Source organism: Streptomyces sp. HNM0575 (genome assembly GCF_012726265.1).
Classification (GTDB): Bacteria; Actinomycetota; Actinomycetes; order Streptomycetales; family Streptomycetaceae; genus Streptomyces.
This window is the reverse complement of the sequence record NZ_JAASAG010000001.1, coordinates 111,423-128,990: the sequence shown is the minus strand read 5'-3', so window position 1 is coordinate 128,990 and position 17,568 is coordinate 111,423. Positions and strand designations below refer to the sequence as shown.

Genomic DNA, 17,568 nt, shown 5'->3' with positions numbered 1-17,568 from the left:
TGATCCCACGATCGCGGCGCGACCCCTCCCCCAGGGGCTGCCGGGCCGGGGACGGCCGGATCGGTCGTCCGCAGTGACAGACGCCGAATGTCCGGGCTTCGTTCCACCTGTCAGGCACCTTGGGACACTGTAGGGGGGACCGGCCGAACGGTGGAGTGGATGGATCAGGGAAAAGCGGGCAAGGCCGCCGCAGGCGACCCCGGCGAAGTGAGAGCAATCACAGGCGGCGCGGCGGCGTCGCGTTCCGCGGGCCCCGGCTCCAACGGCCGTACGGGCGGCGGCACTTCGGACCCGCCGGGCACCTCGGACAGCCCGGACGGTTCGGGTTCTCCGCGCACGCCGGACACATACGGGCCTACGGGCGCCCCGGGTTCCGCGCACCGTACGGGCCCCTCCGCGGGCGGCGCCCGGCGTTCTCCCAACCCGGGCCCGCTGGGCACGTTCACCGCCGCCGACGAGGAACGGCAGCGCGGCGTGCGAAGGATGAAGGGCATCGCGGCGGGAGCCCTGCTGCTGATGGCGGTCGTCTTCGTACTCGCCAAGTGGGGACAGCACGAGGGCGCCGGAGCCTGGACGGGATATGTCGCCGCCGCCGCAGAAGCGGGCATGGTGGGCGCGCTCGCCGACTGGTTCGCGGTCACGGCGCTCTTCCGCCATCCCCTCGGCCTGCCCATTCCGCACACCGCGATCATCCCCACCAAGAAGGACCAACTCGGGCACACGCTGGGCGAGTTCGTCGGGGAGAACTTCCTCTCCAGCGACGTCGTACGCACCCGGCTGCGCGCGGTGGGCATCGCCGGCCGCCTCGGCGCGTGGCTCGCGCAGCCGGAGCACGCGGACCGCGTGACCTCCGAACTGTCCACGGCGCTGCGCGGCGCGCTCGCCGTGCTGCGCGACTCCGACGTACGGGCCGTGGTGGGCGAGGCCGTCACGCGCCGCGCCGACGCTCAGGAGATCGCGCCCGGTCTGGGCCGGATGCTGGAGCGGGTCGTCGCCGACCAGGGCCACCGGCGCGTGGTGGATCTGATGTGCGCGCGTGCGGCCGAATGGCTGGAGGAGCACAGCGACTCGGTGATGGAGGCCGTCACCGGCGGCGCCCCGGGCTGGACTCCGCGCTTCGTCGACCGCCGCGTCGGCGACCGCGTCTACCGGGAGCTGCTGCGCTTCGTGACGGAGATGCGGGACATGCCCTCACATCCGGCGCGCGGCGCGATCGACCGGTTCCTCACCGACTTCGCCGCGGACCTGCGGTCGGATCCGCAGACGCGTGAGCGCGTGGAGCGGCTCAAGAGCGACGTGCTCGGCCGCGGCGAGGTGCAGGACCTGATCTCCTCGTCGTGGAACTCCGTACGTTCGATGATCGTCGCCGCCGCGGAGGACGAGCACAGCGAACTGCGCGTACGGGCAAGGGCGTCGCTGCTGTCGCTGGGGCAGCGGGCCGCCGCGGACGGGCGGCTGCGCGGCAAGATCGACGGCTGGATCGAGGACGCCGCGGTGCACGTCGTCACCACCTACCGGGACGAGATCACGTCGCTGATCACGGAGACCGTCGCCGGCTGGGACGCGGAGCACACGTCGAGGAAGATCGAGGCGCACATCGGCCGGGACCTCCAGTTCATCCGGCTCAACGGCACAGTCGTGGGGTCCCTGGCGGGACTTGGGATCTATGCGCTGGTGAACCTGGTCCTGTGAACCGCTGAACCGCTCCTGTGAACCCTGTGAACCGGGTCGGCCGGTGCGGGGAGACGTCAGCCGGTGCACACCTTGGAGAGCTCGTCCGCAGCCTTGCCCACGGGACGCACGTCCGGCTCGCGCCCCTCGTCGACGGCCTTCTGGGCGTCGTCGACTGCGGTGCTCATGTGGTCGACGGCCTTGTTCACATCGGAGTCGCCCGTGCTGTCGTCTATCTTCTTCAGGTTCTTGTCGATGCGGTCGATCGCCTGCCGGGCCTGCTGCGGGTCCTCGGATGCGCCGGAGACGGCCTGCTGGAGATCGTCGGCCGCGTCGGCGACGGTCACGGCGGTGTTGGCGCAGCTGACCGCCTTGTCCAGGGCACTGCACCCGGTCAGCGCGGTGACGGTGAGCGCGGTGGCGCCGAGAACGGCGAGCACGAGGGAACGGCGCACGGGGACCTCTTCTTCTGTGTCGTCGGACGGGCCGCGCGGTATGACCCGCGCGGCCCGTACCCCGTTAGACGCGTAAAGCACACGCAAAGTTCCCCGGCTCCGACTGCCTTTCCCACGCGGCGAGTTGGGCACGTCGCACGCGGCGGTTCCGGCCTCAGCGGCCGAGCGCCTGCTTCTGCTCCCCGTCCAACTGCGCGCAGCCCTTGACCGACAGATCCAGCAGCTCGTTGAGCTCCTCCCGCGCGAACGGCTCGCCCTCGGCGGTCCCCTGCACCTCGACGAAGCGCCCGTCGCCGGTGCAGACCACGTTCATGTCGGTCTCGGCGCGTACGTCCTCCTCGTAGCACAGGTCGAGCAGCGGCTCCCCGCCCACGATGCCGACGCTGACCGCGGCGACCGTGCCGGTCAGCGGCTGCGCCTTGCTCTTGACGAGCTTCTTCTCCTGCGCCCATCCGACCGCGTCGGCCAGCGCCACATAGGCGCCCGTGATGGCGGCGGTCCGGGTGCCGCCGTCGGCCTGTAGCACATCGCAGTCGAGGACGACCGTGTTCTCCCCGAGCGCCTTGTAGTCCACGACCGCCCGCAGGGAACGCCCGATCAGCCGGGAGATCTCGTGGGTCCGGCCGCCGATCTTCCCGCGCACGGACTCACGGTCGCCGCGGGTGTTGGTGGAGCGCGGCAGCATCGCGTACTCGCCCGTGACCCAGCCCTGGCCGGTTCCCTTCCGCCAGCGCGGCACCCCCTCCGTGACGCTCGCGGTGCACAGCACCCGGGTGTCGCCGAAGCAGATCAGAACGGATCCCTCGGCGTGCTTGCTCCAGCCGCGGTCGATGGTGATGGGGCGCAACTGGTCAGCCGTACGGCCGTCGATACGAGTCATGGGGCGAGCCTAGAGGGTGTCCCGCCGGCGGCGGTCGACCAGGGATCGCGGGCGCCAACGCGGGCGCGCCGCAAGGACGTTCACGCTTGCCCGGGCGGAAGCGCCGCACGGCGGGCCTCACATCATGTCCTCGATCTCCCCCGCGATCGGGTCGGCGTCGGTGCCGATGACGATCTGCACGGCCGATCCCATCTTCACGACCCCGTGCGCACCGGCGGCCCGCAGCGCGGCCTCGTCGACGAGCCCGGCGTCGGCGACCTCGGTACGGAGACGAGTGATGCAGCCTTCGATCTCGGAGATGTTGTCCAGCCCGCCGAGCCCGGCGACGATCCGTTCGGCCTTGGTGCTCATGTCCTTCTCCTGCCTCCGCGCCGCCCGCGTGCGGTGCGCCCACGCACACCTCAGGGGCCGGGTCCACACCAGTATGGGCCAGCCGGCGGCACCCGCCCGGCGGGCCACGGGCGCGTGCCCGCGCCGCACCGAAGGGCCTCCGGCGAGGCCGGGCGTGAGACTCCCCATAGCACCGGGTACGTATGCCGCCTTATCCGATCAAACCCCGCATAGCGCCCGCTTTCCGCGCTGCTGCACCCGTGTTACAAGAGGTCTAAACCACTCAAGGGGTCCGCTCCCAACGGTCCGACCTCCCGGAGGCCACTGGAGGAAGTCATGACCACGGCTACCGACGCCCGGACAACGGGCCGGGGCTCGGCCGCGATGGCTGTCGCACAGCGCATCGGCCGGAGCCTCATGCTCCCGATCGCCACACTGCCCGCCGCGGCCCTGATGGTCCGGCTCGGCCAGGCCGACATGCTCGGCCGCCCCGGCTTCCCGGACTTCCTCAACCGCATCGCGCAGTTCCTCGCCAAGGGCGGCGGCGCACTGATCGACAACATGCCGCTGCTGTTCGCGGTCGGCATCGCCGTCGGATTCGCCCGTAAGTCGGACGGATCCACGGCTCTGGCGGCGGTCGTGGGCTACCTGGTCTTCAAGAACGTCCTCGGCGCCTTCAAGGACGGCAACCTGCCCAAGGTCGAGAAGGTCGTCGCCGGAAAGGTCGGCACCGTCGCGCCACCGGTCGACGCGGGCGTGCTCGGCGGCGTGGTCATCGGCATCGTCGTCGCGCTGCTCTACCAGCGCTACTACCGCAAGAAGCTCCCCGACTGGCTGGGCTTCTTCGGCGGCCGGCGCCTCGTGCCGATCCTCTCCGCCTTCGCGGGCCTGCTCATCGGCGTGGTCTTCGGCTACATCTGGCCCGTACTGGGCACGGGCCTGCACGACTTCGGCGCGTGGCTCGTCGGCTCCGGAGCCGCGGGCGCAGGCGTATACGGCGTGGCCAACCGGGCGCTCATCCCGATCGGCATGCACCACCTGCTGAACTCCTTCCCCTGGTTCCAGGCGGGCTCGTTCAAGGGGCAGCACGGCGACATCGCGCGCTTCCTGGCGGGCGACCCCAGCGCCGGGCAGTTCATGACCGGGTTCTTCCCGATCATGATGTTCGCGCTGCCCGCGGCGTGCCTCGCGATGTACCACTGCGCACGGCCCGAGCGCCGCAAGATCGTCGGGGGCCTGATGATCTCCCTCGCGCTGACCGCCTTCGTCACGGGCGTGACGGAGCCGATCGAGTTCTCGTTCATGTTCATCGCGCCGCTGCTGTACGCGATCCACGCCGTGCTGACCGGCGTCTCCATGGCCCTGGTGTGGGCGCTGGGCATGAAGGACGGCTTCGGCTTCTCCGCGGGAGCCATCGACTTCATGCTGAACCTGGGCATCGCCACGAACCCATGGGGCCTGATGCTCGTCGGCCTGGTCTTCGCGGCGATCTACTACACGGTCTTCCGCATCGCGATCGTCAAGTTCGACCTGCCCACGCCCGGCCGCGAGGCGCCGGAGCCCGAGGAGGCGGAACGCGAGCGGGAGCGGGAGGCCACGACCAACAAGGGCCAGGTCGGGGACGGCGTGCCCGCCGCCGTCGCCGTAGCGGACCCGGCCGCCGACAAGGCCATGGACAAGGAGGAACGGCCCCTGTCCCGGGAGAAGGCGGCGCAGAACACGCAGTCGCAGCCGCCCGGTCCGGACTCGGGCCGCGGCCCGGACGACGACGGGGACGACGACCAGGACAGGACGCGCGCCCGGACCTGACCCGGTCCCGTGACGCCCGCGCCCGCAGCCGACAAGGCAGCGGGCGCGGTGCTGTGTGCGCGGGCCCTGCCGGGGTCGGGAGCCCGGGCCGCCCGGGTCAGGAGCCCGAGGCCGGAGCCGGAGGGCGGAGCCGGAGCGTGGCGCGGGCGTCGAAGCGGGGCGCGGGAGCCGGAACGTGGCGCGGGTGTCCGGCCGGGCCGGGGACCGGACCGGCCGGTGCGTTCCCGCTAGAGCTCGTAGACGGCGCCCGGCCTGGCCAGCTCCACGGGGCCTTCGAAGGTCTCCTTCGCGTCCCGCAGATTGACCTTCGGGTCCGTCCACGGCGGTACGTGCGTGAGCACCAGTCGTTCAACGCCGGCCTCCTGAGCGCAGGCCCCCGCCTCACGGCCGTTGAGATGCAGGTCAGGGATGGATTCCTTGCCGTCCGTGAACGACGCCTCACACAGGAAGAGCCCCGCTCCGCGCGCCAGTTCCGTCAGCGCACCGCACGTCCCCGTGTCACCCGAGTAGGCCAGCACCTTGCCGCTTTCGCGGTGCGTGACGCGGAACGCGTAGGACTCCACGGGGTGCGAGACCTCTTCCGTACGGACGGTGAAGGGGCCCGACTCGAAGACGCCGCCCGCCGTCAGCGTGCGGAAGTCGAAGACCTCGCTCATGGCGGAGTCGGAGGGGGTGTCCCCGTACGCGACGGTGAGCCGGCGCTCGGTGCCCTGCGGTCCGTGCACGGGGATCGGCTCGCAACGTCCGCCCTCGTGACGGTAGTAGCGCGCCACGAAGTACCCGCACATGTCGATGCAGTGGTCGGGGTGGAGGTGGCTGAGCGCGATGGCGTCCAGATCGTAGAGACCGCTGTAGCGCTGGAGCTCGCCGAGTGCGCCGTTGCCCATGTCGAGAAGCAGCCGGTGGCCCTCGGCCTCGACGAGATAGCTCGAACAGGCGGACTCCGCCGATGGGAACGACCCGGAGCAGCCGACGACGGTGAGCTTCATGAAGCGGGAACCTCCGTTGGCGGCTGTGGGGTTTTTCGAGCGTAAGCCGCTGGGCGCCGCCTTTGGACTCAAGAGCGTGCTGGTGTGGGCGGAATCACCAGCGCGGGGTACGGTCGGCACTCTGTGCGGTGCCGCCGCGCGCCGGCGCACGGAGCGTACGCAGGTCCGGGAGGCGAGGCGGGCGTGGAGACTTGGTGGTGGCTGGCGCTGGGGGCCGTCGTGGCGTTGTCACTTGTGGCGGCGATGATCGACGGCGGGGCCAGGCTCGGCCGCCCCTTCTCCCGTCTGTACGCGGGCCGTCGACGCCGCGGACGCGGTGTGCGTGACGTGCCGCTGCCGCACCGCGGGCCGCGTCCCGGTGAGATCTGGTGGACGCGCGAGCCGCTGCTGGTCCTGGTGCTGGCCGTGCGCATCGACGGGGCGCGTGTGGCGCGCGTCACCGCGGAACGCCCGTGCCGCGAGGGCGAATACCGGCTGCCGGAGACGGCGGAGGCGAGGCTGGCGCTGCCGCCGGGGACGGTCGCGGACGCGCCGGGGCGGGTGACGGCGCTGTGCACGGACGCCGCGTGGGACGTGGCGCTCCGCGAGTTCGCCAAGCGGGCCGGGGAGATCGACCAGGAGACCTGGGCGAAGGTGCGTCATCTGGCCGACGAGCAGTCCCGCGCCGGGGAATGAGCCGCAGCGGTACGGCGGGACGTCACCACGGGGAGCGCCCGTCCCGGGACGCTTGCCGCTCGGCCCGCCCGTACGGCCTTGCCGCGGGCGGGAGTTGGAGGCCCCGGACGGACCGGTCCGCCGCTCAGGCCCAGAGCTGGCCCTGAAGGGCCTCGACCGCGGCCTCGGTGGATTCGGCGGTGTAGATGCCGGTGGAGAGGTACTTCCAGCCGCCGTCGGCCACGACGAAGACGATGTCGGCGCTCTCGCCCGCCTGTTGGGCCTTGCGTGCGACTCCGGCGGCGGCGTGCAGCGCGGCACCGGACGACACGCCCGCGAAGATGCCCTCCTCGGCGAGGAGTTCACGGGTACGCCGTACCGCGTCCTCGGAGCCGACGGAGAAGCGGCCGGTGAGCACGGACTCGTCGTACAGCTCCGGCACGAAGCCCTCGTCGAGGTTGCGCAGGCCGTAGACCAGGTCGTCGTAGCGCGGTTCGGCGGCGATGATCTGGACGCCCGGGCGCTGTTCGCGCAGATAGCGGCCGGCGCCCATGAGGGTGCCGGTGGTGCCCAGGCCCGCCACGAAGTGGGTGACGGAGGGCAGGTCGGCGAGGATCTCGGGGCCCGTGGAGGTGTAGTGCGCCGCGGAGTTGGCCGGGTTGCCGTACTGGTAGAGCATCACCCAGTCCGGGTTCTGCTCCGCCAGCTCCTTGGCGACGCGTACGGCCGTGTTCGAACCGCCCGCCGCGGGCGAGGAGATGATCTCGGCTCCCCACATGGCGAGCAGCTGGCGCCGCTCCTCGCTGGTGTTCTCCGGCATGACGCACACGATGCGGTAGCCCTTGAGGCGGGCCGCCATCGCGAGGGAGATGCCGGTGTTGCCGGAGGTGGGCTCCAGGATGGTGCAGCCCTGGGTCAACCGGCCTTCCTTCTCGGCCTGTTCGACCATGTACAGGGCGGGGCGGTCCTTCACGGAGCCCGTCGGGTTGCGGTCCTCCAGCTTCGCCCAGATGCGCACGTCCTCCGACGGCGACAGGCGAGGCAGCCGCACGAGCGGGGTGTCACCGACCGCGTCGAGCGGGGAGTCGTAACGCATCAGAGCATTCCCGCGCGGCGACGTGTGCCCGAGCCGCCGGCGACGGCCGGGAGGATCGTCACGTTGTCGCCGTCGCTGAGCTTCGTGCTGATGCCGTCGAGGAAGCGGACGTCCTCGTCGTTGAGGTAGACGTTGACGAAGCGGCGCAGCTCACCGCCGTCGACGAGCCGGTCCTGGATGCCCGCGTGGCGGCTCTCCAGGTCGTCGAAGAGCTCCTTGAGAGTGCCGCCCTCCCCCGTCACGGACTTCTCGCCTTCGGTGTAGGTACGGAGGATGGTCGGGATGCGGACCTCGATGGCCATTGAAGCTCCTGTGGGTGGACGGCTGGCAGGACGATGTGCGGGCGGGTGCGGGACGGGCCCGTGACCGCGTGTGCGTATGTAGGGAAGAGCGGCGGGGCCGGTCCGCCGGGTCCGTGCCGGCCGTGGCGGGGACTGGCCGGCTGCCGCTGTCAGGCGTGGACGTACGCGGGGCGCCGCGGCGCCCCCAGCGCACTGGCGAGACGACAGAGGTCGACGTGCAGGCGCCCGACGAGCAGCATGCCCCGGGTCTTCTCAGAAGCACTCACGTCGTGGACAACCATGGGCTCATCGTAACGATTCCCACCCCGGTGACCGGATGCGGGTCCCAGGATGTGGACCGTACCGTCCCATGATCCGGCACATCCGGTTCGGCCTGCGGAAACGACCCCTCGCGGTGCCTGCCGGGACCGGTCTCAGGCCGGTCCCTCACCGTCCACGATCTCCACGTCCTCCTCGGTGACCTCGCCGTCCACGATGCGGAACGAACGGAAGGAGAAGGGGCCTTCGTCGTTGCCGCTCTCGGCGGTGGAGACGAGCACGTAGTGGGCACCGGGCTCGTTGGCGTAGCCGATGTCGGTGCGCGAGGGATACGCCTCGGTCGCCGTGTGAGAGTGGTAGATGACGACCGGCTCCTCGTCGTTGTCGTCCATCTCGCGGTAGAGACGCAGCAGATCGGCCGACTCGAACTCGTAGAACGTCGGCGAGCGCGCCGCGTTCAGCATCGGGATGAAGCGCTCCGGGCGGTCCGATCCCGCGGGCCCGGCGACGACGCCGCACGCCTCGTCCGGGTGGTCCTTGCGGGCGTGGGCGACGATCTTGTCGTGCAGCTCCTTGGTGATGGTCAGCATGACCGGAAGGATATGCGGGCCCTTCCACGCGCAGACCGGCCGGTCAGGGCTCGTCCGTGCCCCTCGCGGGCGCCGGCTCGCGCACGAAGGTGCCGGGGTCGCGCGCCTTGAGCACGAAGTACGCGACGACGAGACCGGCGGCCCATACCGGCGCCCCGTACAGCGAGACGCGCGAATCGGGGTCGAAACCCATCAGCACGATCACCGCGCCGATGAAGCCCAGGGAGAGCCAGCTGGCGTACGGCGCGCAGGGCGCCCGGAACGACGAGCGCGGCAGCAGCCCGCGGTCCGAGGCGCGGCGGTAGCGGATGTGCGCGGCGAGGATCATGATCCACGCCCACATGCCGGAGATGGTGGCGAAGGAGACGACGTAGTCGAACGCCTTCGACGGCCACTGGTAGTTGATCCACACGCCGGCCGTCATCAGCACCGCGGAGACGGTGGTGCCCAGCAGGGGAAGGCCGTTGCCGGCGAGGCGGGTGAAGTGCCTCGGCCCCTGCCTGTTGAGCGCGAGGTCGCGCAGCATCCGGCCCGTGGAGTACATGCCGGAGTTGCAGGACGACAGGGCGGCGGTGAGCACGACGAAGTTGACGATCGCGGCGCCCGCGGGCAGGCCGATCTTGCCGAACGCCGCCACGAAGGGGCTGGTGCCCGGCTCGAACGCGGTCCAGGACACGACGGACAGGATCACGGTGAGGGCGCCGATGTAGAACAGCGCGATCCGCCAGGGCACGGTGTTTACGGCGCGGGGCAGCGCCTTCTCCGGGTTCACGGACTCCCCCGCCGTGACCCCGACGAGCTCCACCGCGAGGAAGGAGAACATCACGATCTGAAGCGTCATCAGCGTCCCGCCGACGCCCTCCGGGAAGAAGCCGCCGTCCGCCCACAGATGCGCCATGGACGCGCTGTCCCCGGCGTCGGAGAAGCCGAGGGTGAGGACGCCGACGCCGATGAGGATCATGCCGATGATCGCCGTGACCTTGATCATCGAGAACCAGAACTCCAGCTCGCCGAAGATCTTCACGGAGATCAGATTCGCCCCGTACAGCACGAGCGTGAAGACCAGCGCCGAGACCCACTGCGGTACGGACGGCCACCAGAACTGCACGTACGTCGCCGCCGCGGTGACCTCGGTGATGCCGGTGACGACCCAGAAGAGCCAGTACGTCCAGCCCGTCGCGAAGCCGAAGAAGGGGCCGAGGAACTCGCGCGCGTACTCGGAGAAGGAGCCGGAGACCGGCCGGTACATCAGCAGTTCGCCCAGCGCCCGCATGATGAAGTAGATGACGGTGCCCGCCACGGCGTAGGCGAGGATCAGGCTGGGACCGGCCTTGGTGATGGCCTTGCCCGCACCGAGGAAGAGGCCCGTGCCGATCGCGCCGCCGATGGCGATCATCTGGATCTGGCGGCCGCCGAGGCCGCGCCGGTAGCCCTCCTCGGGAGGGGCGCCGCCGCCCGCCGTCTTCGTGGTGCCGCTGCCGGGGCGGGGAGCGCCGCGGTCGTCGACCTGCTCGGAGGCCATGGGTGCGCCTTTCTCCGGGACTTCGGGACTTCCGGTCACCGGGACATCGGACTTCCGGTCTCCGGGACTTCCGGTCAGGGCCGGAGCCAACATCATGTCCACGGCCGGTCGCGGGGCCGGGGCATGGAGAGACGGCGGGCGGCGGATGCCATCCGTTCAGGGGACGGCACGCACGCACCGGCGGCACGGCCCGTGCGTACGGACCGAAGGAGACCGAAGGAGGGGACGGCGCACGGCCGTTGCCGGGCGCGGACCTCAGGGCGCGGGACTCACACTCGCCCGCACCGCGCAGGCATCACCGCGCGGGCGTCACGCGCGGGATTCACACTCGCCCGCACCGCCAGGTGTCAGGGCGTCAGGACGTCAGCGTCTCGACGAGGCTCTCCTGAAGGCCGCCCAGCCACAGATACGCCATCACCATGGGCTTGCGCGGGTCCTCGTCGGGCAGCGCGTACAGCTCGCTGCTGTCGTCGTCCCTGACCTCCAGCCGCGTACCGATCGCCAGCCGCAGGTCGTTGAGGGCGCCGAGCCACTGCTTGGACTCCTCGGGCTTGAGCGTGAGCACCGCGCCCGAGGTGCCGCCCGCCCCTTCGGGCCCGGAGGGCCCAGGGTCGGGGCTGAGGGAGTCCAGGGCGCGCACGACGGCGAGTCCGTCCTCGCGCTTGCGTGCGCGCAGGTCGTTCTCCGTGAAGCGGCGGAACTCGGCGGACGCACGGTGCTCTTCCTCGCCGTTCTCGCCCGGTTCGGCGTTGGGGCCGCCGCCGTAGGCGTCGGGGAAGAGCCGGGCCAGCGCCGCGTCGGACGGCGGCTCGCTGGGGCCCTCGGCGAGAAGGGCGCTCAGCGGGTCCTCGCCGTCGGCGGGTTCGTCGCCCGGCCCGATCAGCTCCAGCAGCTGCACGGCCAAGCTGCGCAGGATCGAGATCTCGACCTCGTCGAGGGCGATGGCGGCGCCCCCGTCGCCGGTGGCCTCGAAGTGACCCGCCATCAGCGGTCCTGCTGAAGGGTGGCCCACAGGCCATAGCCGTGCATCGCCTGCACGTCGCGCTCCATCTCTTCGCGGCTGCCGGTGGAGACGACAGCCCTGCCCTTGTGGTGGACGTCCATCATCAGCTTCTTCGCCTTGTCCTTGGGATAGCCGAAGTAGCTCTGGAAGACGTAGGTCACGTAGCTCATGAGGTTGACCGGGTCGTTGTGCACGATCGTCGCCCAGGGCACGTCGGGCTCGGGCACCTCCAGGGGCGCCTCGGACGACTCGGGCTTCTCGATCTCCGTAGGGGCAACACTCACGGGTCCCATGCTGCCACTCAGAGGCGTCGGGAGGCCAAACGGCGACGACCGATATCGTCACACTGACGAGATCTGTTGTACGCTCGTTGACCGCACCGCCCCTGCCCCAGGGGCTCTCCGAAGCGAGGAGTCAGTAGAAGTGAACCGACAGGGGACCTCGGACGGGGGGCTGCCGGTCAACGTGCCGTCGACGGCCCTCTTCACCGACCAGTACGAACTGACCATGCTCCAGGCCGCGTTGCGTGCCGGCACGGCCGAACGGCGGTGCGCCTTCGAGGTGTTCGCGCGTCGGCTGCCGGAGGGCCGGCGCTACGGGGTCGTCGCCGGGACGGGCCGCGTGCTGGACGCGGTGGAGAACTTCCACTTCGACGACCGGGTGCTCCAGTACCTGCGCGAGCGGCACATAGTCGACGGGCCGACCCTGGAATGGCTCGCGGACTACCGCTTCCGCGGCGACATCCTCGGCTACCCCGAGGGCGAGGTGTACTTCCCCGGCTCCCCCGTGATGCGGGTCGAGGGCAGCTTCGCCGAGTGCGTGCTGCTGGAGACGGTGATCCTCTCGATCCTCAACCACGACTCGGCGGTCGCCGCGGCGGCCTCCCGCATGGCCGTCGCCGCGGGCGGACGGCCGCTGATGGAGATGGGCGCGCGCCGCACCCACGAACTGTCGGCCGTGGCCGCCTCCCGCGCCGCCTACCTCGGCGGCTTCGCCTCCACATCCGACCTCGCGGCCGGCTTCCGCTACGACATCCCCACCGTCGGCACCAGCGCGCACTCCTTCACGCTGCTGCACGACAGCGAGCGCGACGCCTTCACCGCGCAGGTCGACTCGCTCGGCAGCGGCACGACCCTGCTCGTCGACACCTACGACGTGACCGAGGCGGTGCGCAGCGCCGTCGACATCGCCGGGCCTGAACTGGGCGCCGTACGCATCGACTCCGGCGATCTGCTGCTGCTCGCCCACCGGGTGCGGCAGCAGCTGGACGAACTGGGCGCGACCGCCACGAAGATCGTGGTCACCAGCGACCTCGACGAGTACGCCATCGCCTCGCTCGCGGCGGCGCCCGTCGACGCGTACGGGGTCGGCACCCAGCTGGTCACCGGCAGCGGCCACCCCACCTGCGCGATGGTCTACAAGCTGGTCGCGCGCGCCACGTCGGCGGAACGGGACGCGCCGCTCGTGCCCGTGGCGAAGAGGTCGATGGGCGGCAAGACCTCGGCGGGCGGGGCGAAATGGGCCGCGCGCAGGCCCGACGAGGACGGCGTCGCCGCGGCCGAGGTCGTCGGCACGGGGCCGGTGCCGGAGGAGCTGAGGGAGCACCGGCTCCAGGTGCCGCTCGTGCGCGGCGGCGAGACCGTCGCCCGCGAGCCGCTCGACACCGCACGCGAGCGGCACACGCAGGCGCTCGCCGGACTGCCGATGTCGGCGATGCAACTCTCGCGCGGCGAGCCGGTGTTGCCGACGGAGTACGCATGACCGGGGTACGGGCGGCGGCGGTGACGGCGGCGGTCCCGGCGGCCGTGTCGCCGGGGCGCGTGAGGGCCGTGCGCGCGCCGCACGGCCGGGTGCGCGTGGGACCTCCCACGGAAGCGGCTGATTCTCTAGGGTCGTGCCGACCGCGCATCCCCCGACCCGCCGTCCCCCGAAAGGCATCCTCATGCACCGGGCACTGATCGTCGTAGACGTGCAGAACGACTTCTGTGAAGGGGGCAGCCTCGGGGTGAACGGGGGCGCGGACGTGGCCGCCGCCATCACCGATCTCATCGGCGACGCCTCCGCCGGCTACAACCACGTGGTCGCCACCCGGGACCATCACATCGAGCCCGGCGGCCACTTCGCCGAGAACCCCGACTTCGAGCACTCCTGGCCGCCGCACTGCGTCGCCGGGACGGAAGGCATCGGATTCCACCCGAACTTCGCGCCCGCCGTCGCCGCCGGAGCGATCGACGCGGTCTTCAGCAAGGGCTCGTACTCGGCCGCCTACAGCGGCTTCGAGGGCGCGGACGAGAACGGCACGCCGCTCAACGACTGGCTGAAGCAGCGGAACGTGGACCAGGTCGACGTCGTCGGCATCGCCACCGACCACTGCGTACGGGCGACCGCCCTCGACGCGGCCTCCGAGGGCTTCCGCACCCAGGTGCTGCTGAACCTCACGGCGGGTGTCGCACCCGTCACGACTCAGCACGCGCTCGACGAGATGCGCGACGCGGGCATCGAGCTCTCCGGTACGCCGGTCCTGCGGTAGGCGGCCTGCGGTAGCCGGGCCGGCGCCCGGCCCCGGCCCACGCGGGCTCGAGCCCGCGCCGCGTCCCGGCGCGGTCGGACACGACAGCGACAGCCCGGCGGCGAGAGCACGGCGGCCCGACGGCACGAGACGGCCACGCCCGGGACGCCCGCGGCACACCCCCGGCGGCGCCGCACGCGCCCCGCGGGCGCACGCCCGTGGCGCACGCCCGGCAGGGCTCTCCGCGGGGCTACCCCGTGCGGACCCCGCGGTCCGAGGGGCGCAGCAGGGACTCGATCGGGTGCCAGGACTCGCGGTCGTCGCCCGGGCTCGTGCGCCACACCAGCCCGTCGGGATGGTGCAGCACGGCCGTGATCTCGTCGGCGGACGGCGGCTCCGCGTTGCCCCGCAGGTAGACCGCCCGCATGCCCAGGTTCCGCAGCCGGGTCAGGGCGCGGGCCCGGTTGAGCGAGTGCACGAGCACGCGTACGCGCGGCTCGTCGCCGTACCGCCTGGCGGTCACGGCACGCACCGTATGGGCCTCGTCCGCGTGCGCGGACCAGCTCCGCCGCTCCGGCATGAGGCCGTCGTGCGGGCCGCCCCTGCGGCCCTGCCGTACGGGGCCGGGCTGCCGGTCCTCAGCGACCGGTTCCGGGCCCGCGTCCGGGGTCGCCCCCGTGTCCGGCTCCGCGTGCCTGGCTGCGCGCTGGGCCGGGACCGGAAGGGTGAGCGCGACGATCACGCTCCCGTCCGGCAGCTGGACGAATCCGCCTCCAGCCATGATCAACAACACCCCCGCGAGACTGTTCCGGTGGACCTCCGAGGAGGCCCGTCACAGGCATCTAAACGCGATCGGCCGCTGCCCGCCAGGGGGGCAACGGCCGATCATGTTTTGACCTGCAACGATGCAAATTAATTTGTGGAAGGTCTCACTTGGAGGGTGATCGTCTTACCCGAGCGGGGCTGCTTGACGATCTTGAGCTGGGTTCCGGTGTCCGGAACCTTCACTCCCTGTGTCGGGTTCGACTTGTACCAGTACGTCCCGTTGTGATCGTCGAAGACCGATACGGCCTTCTTGGGGCCGACCGTCACCGCTTCTCCGTCGTTGTGAAGCTCGATCCCGCCTGTGGAGTATTTTCCGAAGGGCGAGTCGTACGCCTGCATCCGGTTGCGCAGCGGCTTGCCGTCCGCCCACACCGCCGGTTTCGCATGCGCGTCCACCGGCAGGATCAGGCCCTTGCCCGGGTGGGCCGAGACGTTGTTGTCCAGCTGAGACGTGTCCCAGAGCCAGACGAGCAGACCCTTCTCGTACGCGTAGCGCTCGACCCAGTCGGGCTTCGTGGAGGCCCAACCGAAGTTGTACGGGCCGTAGTTGAGCGCCTTGTCGTACGAGACGTGGTTGCGGTTCTCGGCGATGTAGAACTGCGCGTAGGGCTTCGTGAAGGACTCCCCGATGCGCGAGAACCCCTTCTTCTCCCAGCCGTTGTCGCTGTCGCCCTCGGCGCCGTCCTCGAAGAGCTTCTTACCGTCCGCGGTGACGCTGATCGCGTCCGCGGCAAAGCCCTTCTGAGCCACTCCACCATCCGTCAGATAACGGAAGCGAACATCAATCTTCTTCCCTGCGAACTTGTCGAGAGGGAAGGAGAGATCGCGGTAGGACTTCGAGACACCGGTCAGCCCGGGCTGGTCGCTGCCGTCGTGCGGGAGGGGCTTTCCGTCGGCCGTGCCGTCGATCGGCGTCCAGTTCTCGCCGTCCGTGGAGACCTCGGTGTAGAGGAAGTCGTAGTTCTCCTCGATGTCCCACCAACCCTGAAGGTCCAGCGAGGCCTTGGACTTGCCCGTCAGATCCACGCTGCGGGTCAGGGTGTTGCGCAGGTCGTCGCCGCTGCCGCTCCACCACTGCTTCTCGCCCTCCGCGGGCTTGGTGATGGTGGTGGTGACGTCCTTCTCCGGCAACTCCACGACCAGCGCCTGCTTGTTCTTCGTCTGGTAGGAGTGCGTGCCCAGCGTGTGCTGCGACTTGGTGGCCGCCTTCGCCTTGTCGTAGTCCAGCCAGCCGAGTTGGAGCTTGTCCCACGCGCTCATGTCGCCCGCGGAGTCGCCGATGGCGTCCTTGCCCTTGTTGAGCCAGGAGCCCACGGACATGATCGACCAGAAGCCGACGGAGTTCTCGCCCTCGCCGGTGGTGTCGTAGTGGTCCGGCAGACCGAGGTCGTGGCCGTATTCGTGGACGAAGACGCCGAGTCCGCCGTTCTCGGGCTGCGCGGTGTAGTCGCCGACCCAGATGCCGCTCTTGCCGATCTCGGTGCCGCCGGCCTTGTTGTCCTCGGGGCCGGTCTTGCCGGCGTCGCTGCCGTACGCGTACCAGCGGTGCGCCCAGATGGCGTTCTCGCCCTCGGCTCCGCCGCCCGCCGACTCGTCCTCACCGGCGTGGACGAACTGGAAGTGGTCGATGTAGCCGTCGGGTTCGTTGAAGTTCCCGTCCTCGTCGAAGTCGTAGCGGTCCCACTTGTCGTACTCCGCGACCGCGTCGGCGATCTCCTTGTCGCTCTTGCCGGCCGCCTTCTGGTCCTCGACCCACTTCTCGACACCGTCGCGTATGGCGTCCCACACGGTGGGGCAGTTGGTGTCGCCGCAGTAGTTGGAGCCGTAACGGGCCTCGTTGTAGTCGACCTTGACCCAGTCGGAGACCGTGCCGTCGACGGAGTAGCGGCCGGAGGACTGCTTCTCGTAGTAGCTCTTGACCGAGTCCTCGGTGTCGCCCGAGAAGTAGGTCTTCTGGAAGTGCTCCTTGTCGAAGTCCTTCTTCCAGTAAGTGGAGTTGTCCTTGTCGCGGTCCGGCGCCGGGATCTTGTTGTGCAGGGGGCCGGGGTCGCCGCCGTACTCGTCGTCCACCTTGTCGCCGAACTCGACGAGGATGGTGAATATCTTGTCCGTCTTCTGACGTGCCAGCTCGACGTACTTGCCGTCGTCGAGCTTCACCACCTCGGAGCCCTTGCGCTGGACCTTCTCGGCGTCACCCCGTGCCAACTGCTCCAGGGCCGCCTGGCGTTGGGCATCCTGCTTCTTGTCGAACGGGCCCCTGAGGTTGTCCTCGCTGTGCCCGTCCCGGGCGCCGCCGGGCGCTCCGGGCTGCGCCGCCGCGGACTGCGGCGCAGGGTGTGCCGCCTTCGCCGCGGAACCGGGCGCCTGCTGGGCCTGTGCCGCACTCGCGGGTATCAGTGCGGTCGCGCCGATCGCCGCGACGGCTACCGTCAGCGCCCCCAGCCTCGGTCTTTTGGATCTCCGTCTGCCGTTCACCTCTGCGGTGCCCTCCCCTGTGGAGTGTGATGGACAGAGGTATTGGACAGCAGCGGAGTGAGAAAAGACAGACCCTGATACCACCTCGACACGTGGATTCGCGAACTGGTCCCGTGCCGCCGGACGGGCCGCCCGGCGCACCGCCCAACCGGCCGCCGGTGTCCGCCAGTCGGGACGGACGGGCCGCCGTGCGACTGTGC

At 70.6% G+C, this 17,568-nt stretch carries 18 protein-coding genes; 5 read left to right on the top strand and 13 right to left on the bottom strand.

Features of this window, described 5'->3' with window-relative positions; genetic code table 11:
* Positions 1-159: 159 nt before the first annotated feature.
* Positions 160-1,692 (top strand): DUF445 domain-containing protein, encoded by a 1,533-nt coding sequence (locus tag HCC61_RS00560; RefSeq protein WP_240968332.1) that lies wholly within the window; start codon positions 160-162, stop codon positions 1,690-1,692.
* Between the two features lie 56 nt (positions 1,693-1,748).
* Here the strand turns inward: HCC61_RS00560 and HCC61_RS00555 are convergent, their stop codons facing one another.
* From HCC61_RS00555 to HCC61_RS00545, 3 genes are all read right to left on the bottom strand, one after another.
* The gene (locus tag HCC61_RS00555; protein ID WP_346776952.1) at positions 1,749-2,126 is read right to left on the bottom strand and encodes a hypothetical protein; all 378 of its coding nucleotides are present in this window, start codon (positions 2,124-2,126) and stop codon (positions 1,749-1,751) included.
* A gap of 154 nt (positions 2,127-2,280) precedes the next feature.
* Complete coding sequence (gene rph / locus HCC61_RS00550) at positions 2,281-3,006, bottom strand: ribonuclease PH (RefSeq protein WP_169133221.1); 726 nt, start codon at positions 3,004-3,006, stop codon at positions 2,281-2,283.
* A 117-nt stretch (positions 3,007-3,123) separates the two neighbouring features.
* Complete coding sequence (locus HCC61_RS00545; RefSeq protein WP_169133220.1) at positions 3,124-3,357, bottom strand: PTS glucose/sucrose transporter subunit IIB; 234 nt, start codon at positions 3,355-3,357, stop codon at positions 3,124-3,126.
* A 315-nt stretch (positions 3,358-3,672) separates the two neighbouring features.
* Between HCC61_RS00545 and HCC61_RS00540 the strand changes: the two genes are divergently transcribed.
* The gene (locus tag HCC61_RS00540) at positions 3,673-5,145 is read left to right on the top strand and encodes a PTS transporter subunit EIIC (protein ID WP_240968330.1); all 1,473 of its coding nucleotides are present in this window, start codon (positions 3,673-3,675) and stop codon (positions 5,143-5,145) included.
* 227 nt (positions 5,146-5,372) lie between these two features.
* Here HCC61_RS00540 and HCC61_RS00535 read toward each other — a convergent pair whose 3' ends face one another.
* Positions 5,373-6,134 carry an MBL fold metallo-hydrolase gene (locus tag HCC61_RS00535; RefSeq protein ID WP_169133219.1) on the bottom strand — a complete coding sequence of 254 codons (762 nt, stop codon included), beginning with the start codon at positions 6,132-6,134 and terminating at the stop codon, positions 5,373-5,375.
* A gap of 183 nt (positions 6,135-6,317) precedes the next feature.
* Between HCC61_RS00535 and HCC61_RS00530 the strand changes: the two genes are divergently transcribed.
* Complete coding sequence (locus HCC61_RS00530; protein ID WP_169133218.1) at positions 6,318-6,809, top strand: type II toxin-antitoxin system PemK/MazF family toxin; 492 nt, start codon at positions 6,318-6,320, stop codon at positions 6,807-6,809.
* A gap of 124 nt (positions 6,810-6,933) precedes the next feature.
* On the opposite strand, the gene HCC61_RS00525 is transcribed toward HCC61_RS00530, so the two are convergent.
* From HCC61_RS00525 to clpS, 7 genes are all read right to left on the bottom strand, one after another.
* A complete protein-coding gene (locus HCC61_RS00525; RefSeq protein ID WP_169133217.1) occupies positions 6,934-7,884 on the bottom strand; it encodes a cysteine synthase in 951 nt (316 codons plus the stop codon).
* Positions 7,884-8,186 (bottom strand): MoaD/ThiS family protein, encoded by a 303-nt coding sequence (locus tag HCC61_RS00520; RefSeq protein ID WP_169133216.1) that lies wholly within the window; start codon positions 8,184-8,186, stop codon positions 7,884-7,886. Before HCC61_RS00520 ends, HCC61_RS00525 begins: the two co-directional genes overlap by 1 nt.
* 149 nt (positions 8,187-8,335) lie before the next feature.
* The gene (locus HCC61_RS00515; RefSeq protein WP_346776951.1) at positions 8,336-8,467 is read right to left on the bottom strand and encodes a putative leader peptide; all 132 of its coding nucleotides are present in this window, start codon (positions 8,465-8,467) and stop codon (positions 8,336-8,338) included.
* A 132-nt stretch (positions 8,468-8,599) separates the two neighbouring features.
* On the bottom strand, positions 8,600-9,034 hold the full coding sequence (locus tag HCC61_RS00510) for a M67 family metallopeptidase (protein ID WP_169133215.1): 435 nt from the start codon (positions 9,032-9,034) through the stop codon (positions 8,600-8,602).
* 43 nt (positions 9,035-9,077) lie between these two features.
* Positions 9,078-10,556, bottom strand: a complete 1,479-nt coding sequence (locus HCC61_RS00505; RefSeq protein WP_169133214.1) for an amino acid permease — start codon at positions 10,554-10,556, stop codon at positions 9,078-9,080.
* A 355-nt stretch (positions 10,557-10,911) separates the two neighbouring features.
* Positions 10,912-11,541, bottom strand: a complete 630-nt coding sequence (locus HCC61_RS00500; protein ID WP_169133213.1) for a DUF2017 domain-containing protein — start codon at positions 11,539-11,541, stop codon at positions 10,912-10,914.
* Positions 11,541-11,852, bottom strand: a complete 312-nt coding sequence (gene clpS / locus HCC61_RS00495; RefSeq protein WP_206321921.1) for an ATP-dependent Clp protease adapter ClpS — start codon at positions 11,850-11,852, stop codon at positions 11,541-11,543. The genes HCC61_RS00500 and clpS overlap by 1 nt, the downstream gene beginning before the upstream one ends.
* A 130-nt stretch (positions 11,853-11,982) precedes the next feature.
* Here clpS and HCC61_RS00490 point away from each other — a divergent pair, with 130 nt between their 5' ends.
* Together HCC61_RS00490 and HCC61_RS00485 are read left to right on the top strand one after the other, a co-directional pair.
* Positions 11,983-13,320 carry a nicotinate phosphoribosyltransferase gene (locus HCC61_RS00490; protein WP_346776950.1) on the top strand — a complete coding sequence of 446 codons (1,338 nt, stop codon included), beginning with the start codon at positions 11,983-11,985 and terminating at the stop codon, positions 13,318-13,320.
* Between the two features lie 181 nt (positions 13,321-13,501).
* A complete protein-coding gene (locus tag HCC61_RS00485) occupies positions 13,502-14,089 on the top strand; it encodes a nicotinamidase (protein WP_169133210.1) in 588 nt (195 codons plus the stop codon).
* A gap of 229 nt (positions 14,090-14,318) precedes the next feature.
* Here the strand turns inward: HCC61_RS00485 and HCC61_RS30375 are convergent, their stop codons facing one another.
* Both HCC61_RS30375 and HCC61_RS00475 read right to left on the bottom strand, forming a co-directional pair.
* On the bottom strand, positions 14,319-14,648 hold the full coding sequence (locus HCC61_RS30375; RefSeq protein ID WP_240968383.1) for a hypothetical protein: 330 nt from the start codon (positions 14,646-14,648) through the stop codon (positions 14,319-14,321).
* Positions 14,649-14,980: 332 nt separating this feature from the next.
* A complete protein-coding gene (locus HCC61_RS00475; RefSeq protein WP_169133208.1) occupies positions 14,981-17,368 on the bottom strand; it encodes an immune inhibitor A domain-containing protein in 2,388 nt (795 codons plus the stop codon).
* Between the last annotated feature and the right edge of the window lie 200 nt (positions 17,369-17,568).

What these genes read in the sequence shown, in the direction of transcription:
- HCC61_RS00560 (WP_240968332.1), top strand. Translation starts at nt 160, where the DNA reads ATGGATCAGGGAAAAGCGGGCAAGGCCGCCGCAGGCGACCCCGGCGAA.
- rph (WP_169133221.1), bottom strand. Translation starts at nt 3,006, where the DNA reads ATGACTCGTATCGACGGCCGTACGGCTGACCAGTTGCGCCCCATCACC.
- HCC61_RS00545 (WP_169133220.1), bottom strand. Translation starts at nt 3,357, where the DNA reads ATGAGCACCAAGGCCGAACGGATCGTCGCCGGGCTCGGCGGGCTGGAC.
- HCC61_RS00540 (WP_240968330.1), top strand. Translation starts at nt 3,673, where the DNA reads ATGACCACGGCTACCGACGCCCGGACAACGGGCCGGGGCTCGGCCGCG.
- HCC61_RS00535 (WP_169133219.1), bottom strand. Translation starts at nt 6,134, where the DNA reads ATGAAGCTCACCGTCGTCGGCTGCTCCGGGTCGTTCCCATCGGCGGAG.
- HCC61_RS00525 (WP_169133217.1), bottom strand. Translation starts at nt 7,884, where the DNA reads ATGCGTTACGACTCCCCGCTCGACGCGGTCGGTGACACCCCGCTCGTG.
- HCC61_RS00520 (WP_169133216.1), bottom strand. Translation starts at nt 8,186, where the DNA reads ATGGCCATCGAGGTCCGCATCCCGACCATCCTCCGTACCTACACCGAA.
- HCC61_RS00515 (WP_346776951.1), bottom strand. Translation starts at nt 8,467, where the DNA reads ATGGTTGTCCACGACGTGAGTGCTTCTGAGAAGACCCGGGGCATGCTG.
- HCC61_RS00510 (WP_169133215.1), bottom strand. Translation starts at nt 9,034, where the DNA reads ATGCTGACCATCACCAAGGAGCTGCACGACAAGATCGTCGCCCACGCC.
- HCC61_RS00505 (WP_169133214.1), bottom strand. Translation starts at nt 10,556, where the DNA reads ATGGCCTCCGAGCAGGTCGACGACCGCGGCGCTCCCCGCCCCGGCAGC.
- HCC61_RS00500 (WP_169133213.1), bottom strand. Translation starts at nt 11,541, where the DNA reads ATGGCGGGTCACTTCGAGGCCACCGGCGACGGGGGCGCCGCCATCGCC.
- clpS (WP_206321921.1), bottom strand. Translation starts at nt 11,852, where the DNA reads ATGGGACCCGTGAGTGTTGCCCCTACGGAGATCGAGAAGCCCGAGTCG.
- HCC61_RS00485 (WP_169133210.1), top strand. Translation starts at nt 13,502, where the DNA reads ATGCACCGGGCACTGATCGTCGTAGACGTGCAGAACGACTTCTGTGAA.
- HCC61_RS30375 (WP_240968383.1), bottom strand. Translation starts at nt 14,648, where the DNA reads ATGCCGGAGCGGCGGAGCTGGTCCGCGCACGCGGACGAGGCCCATACG.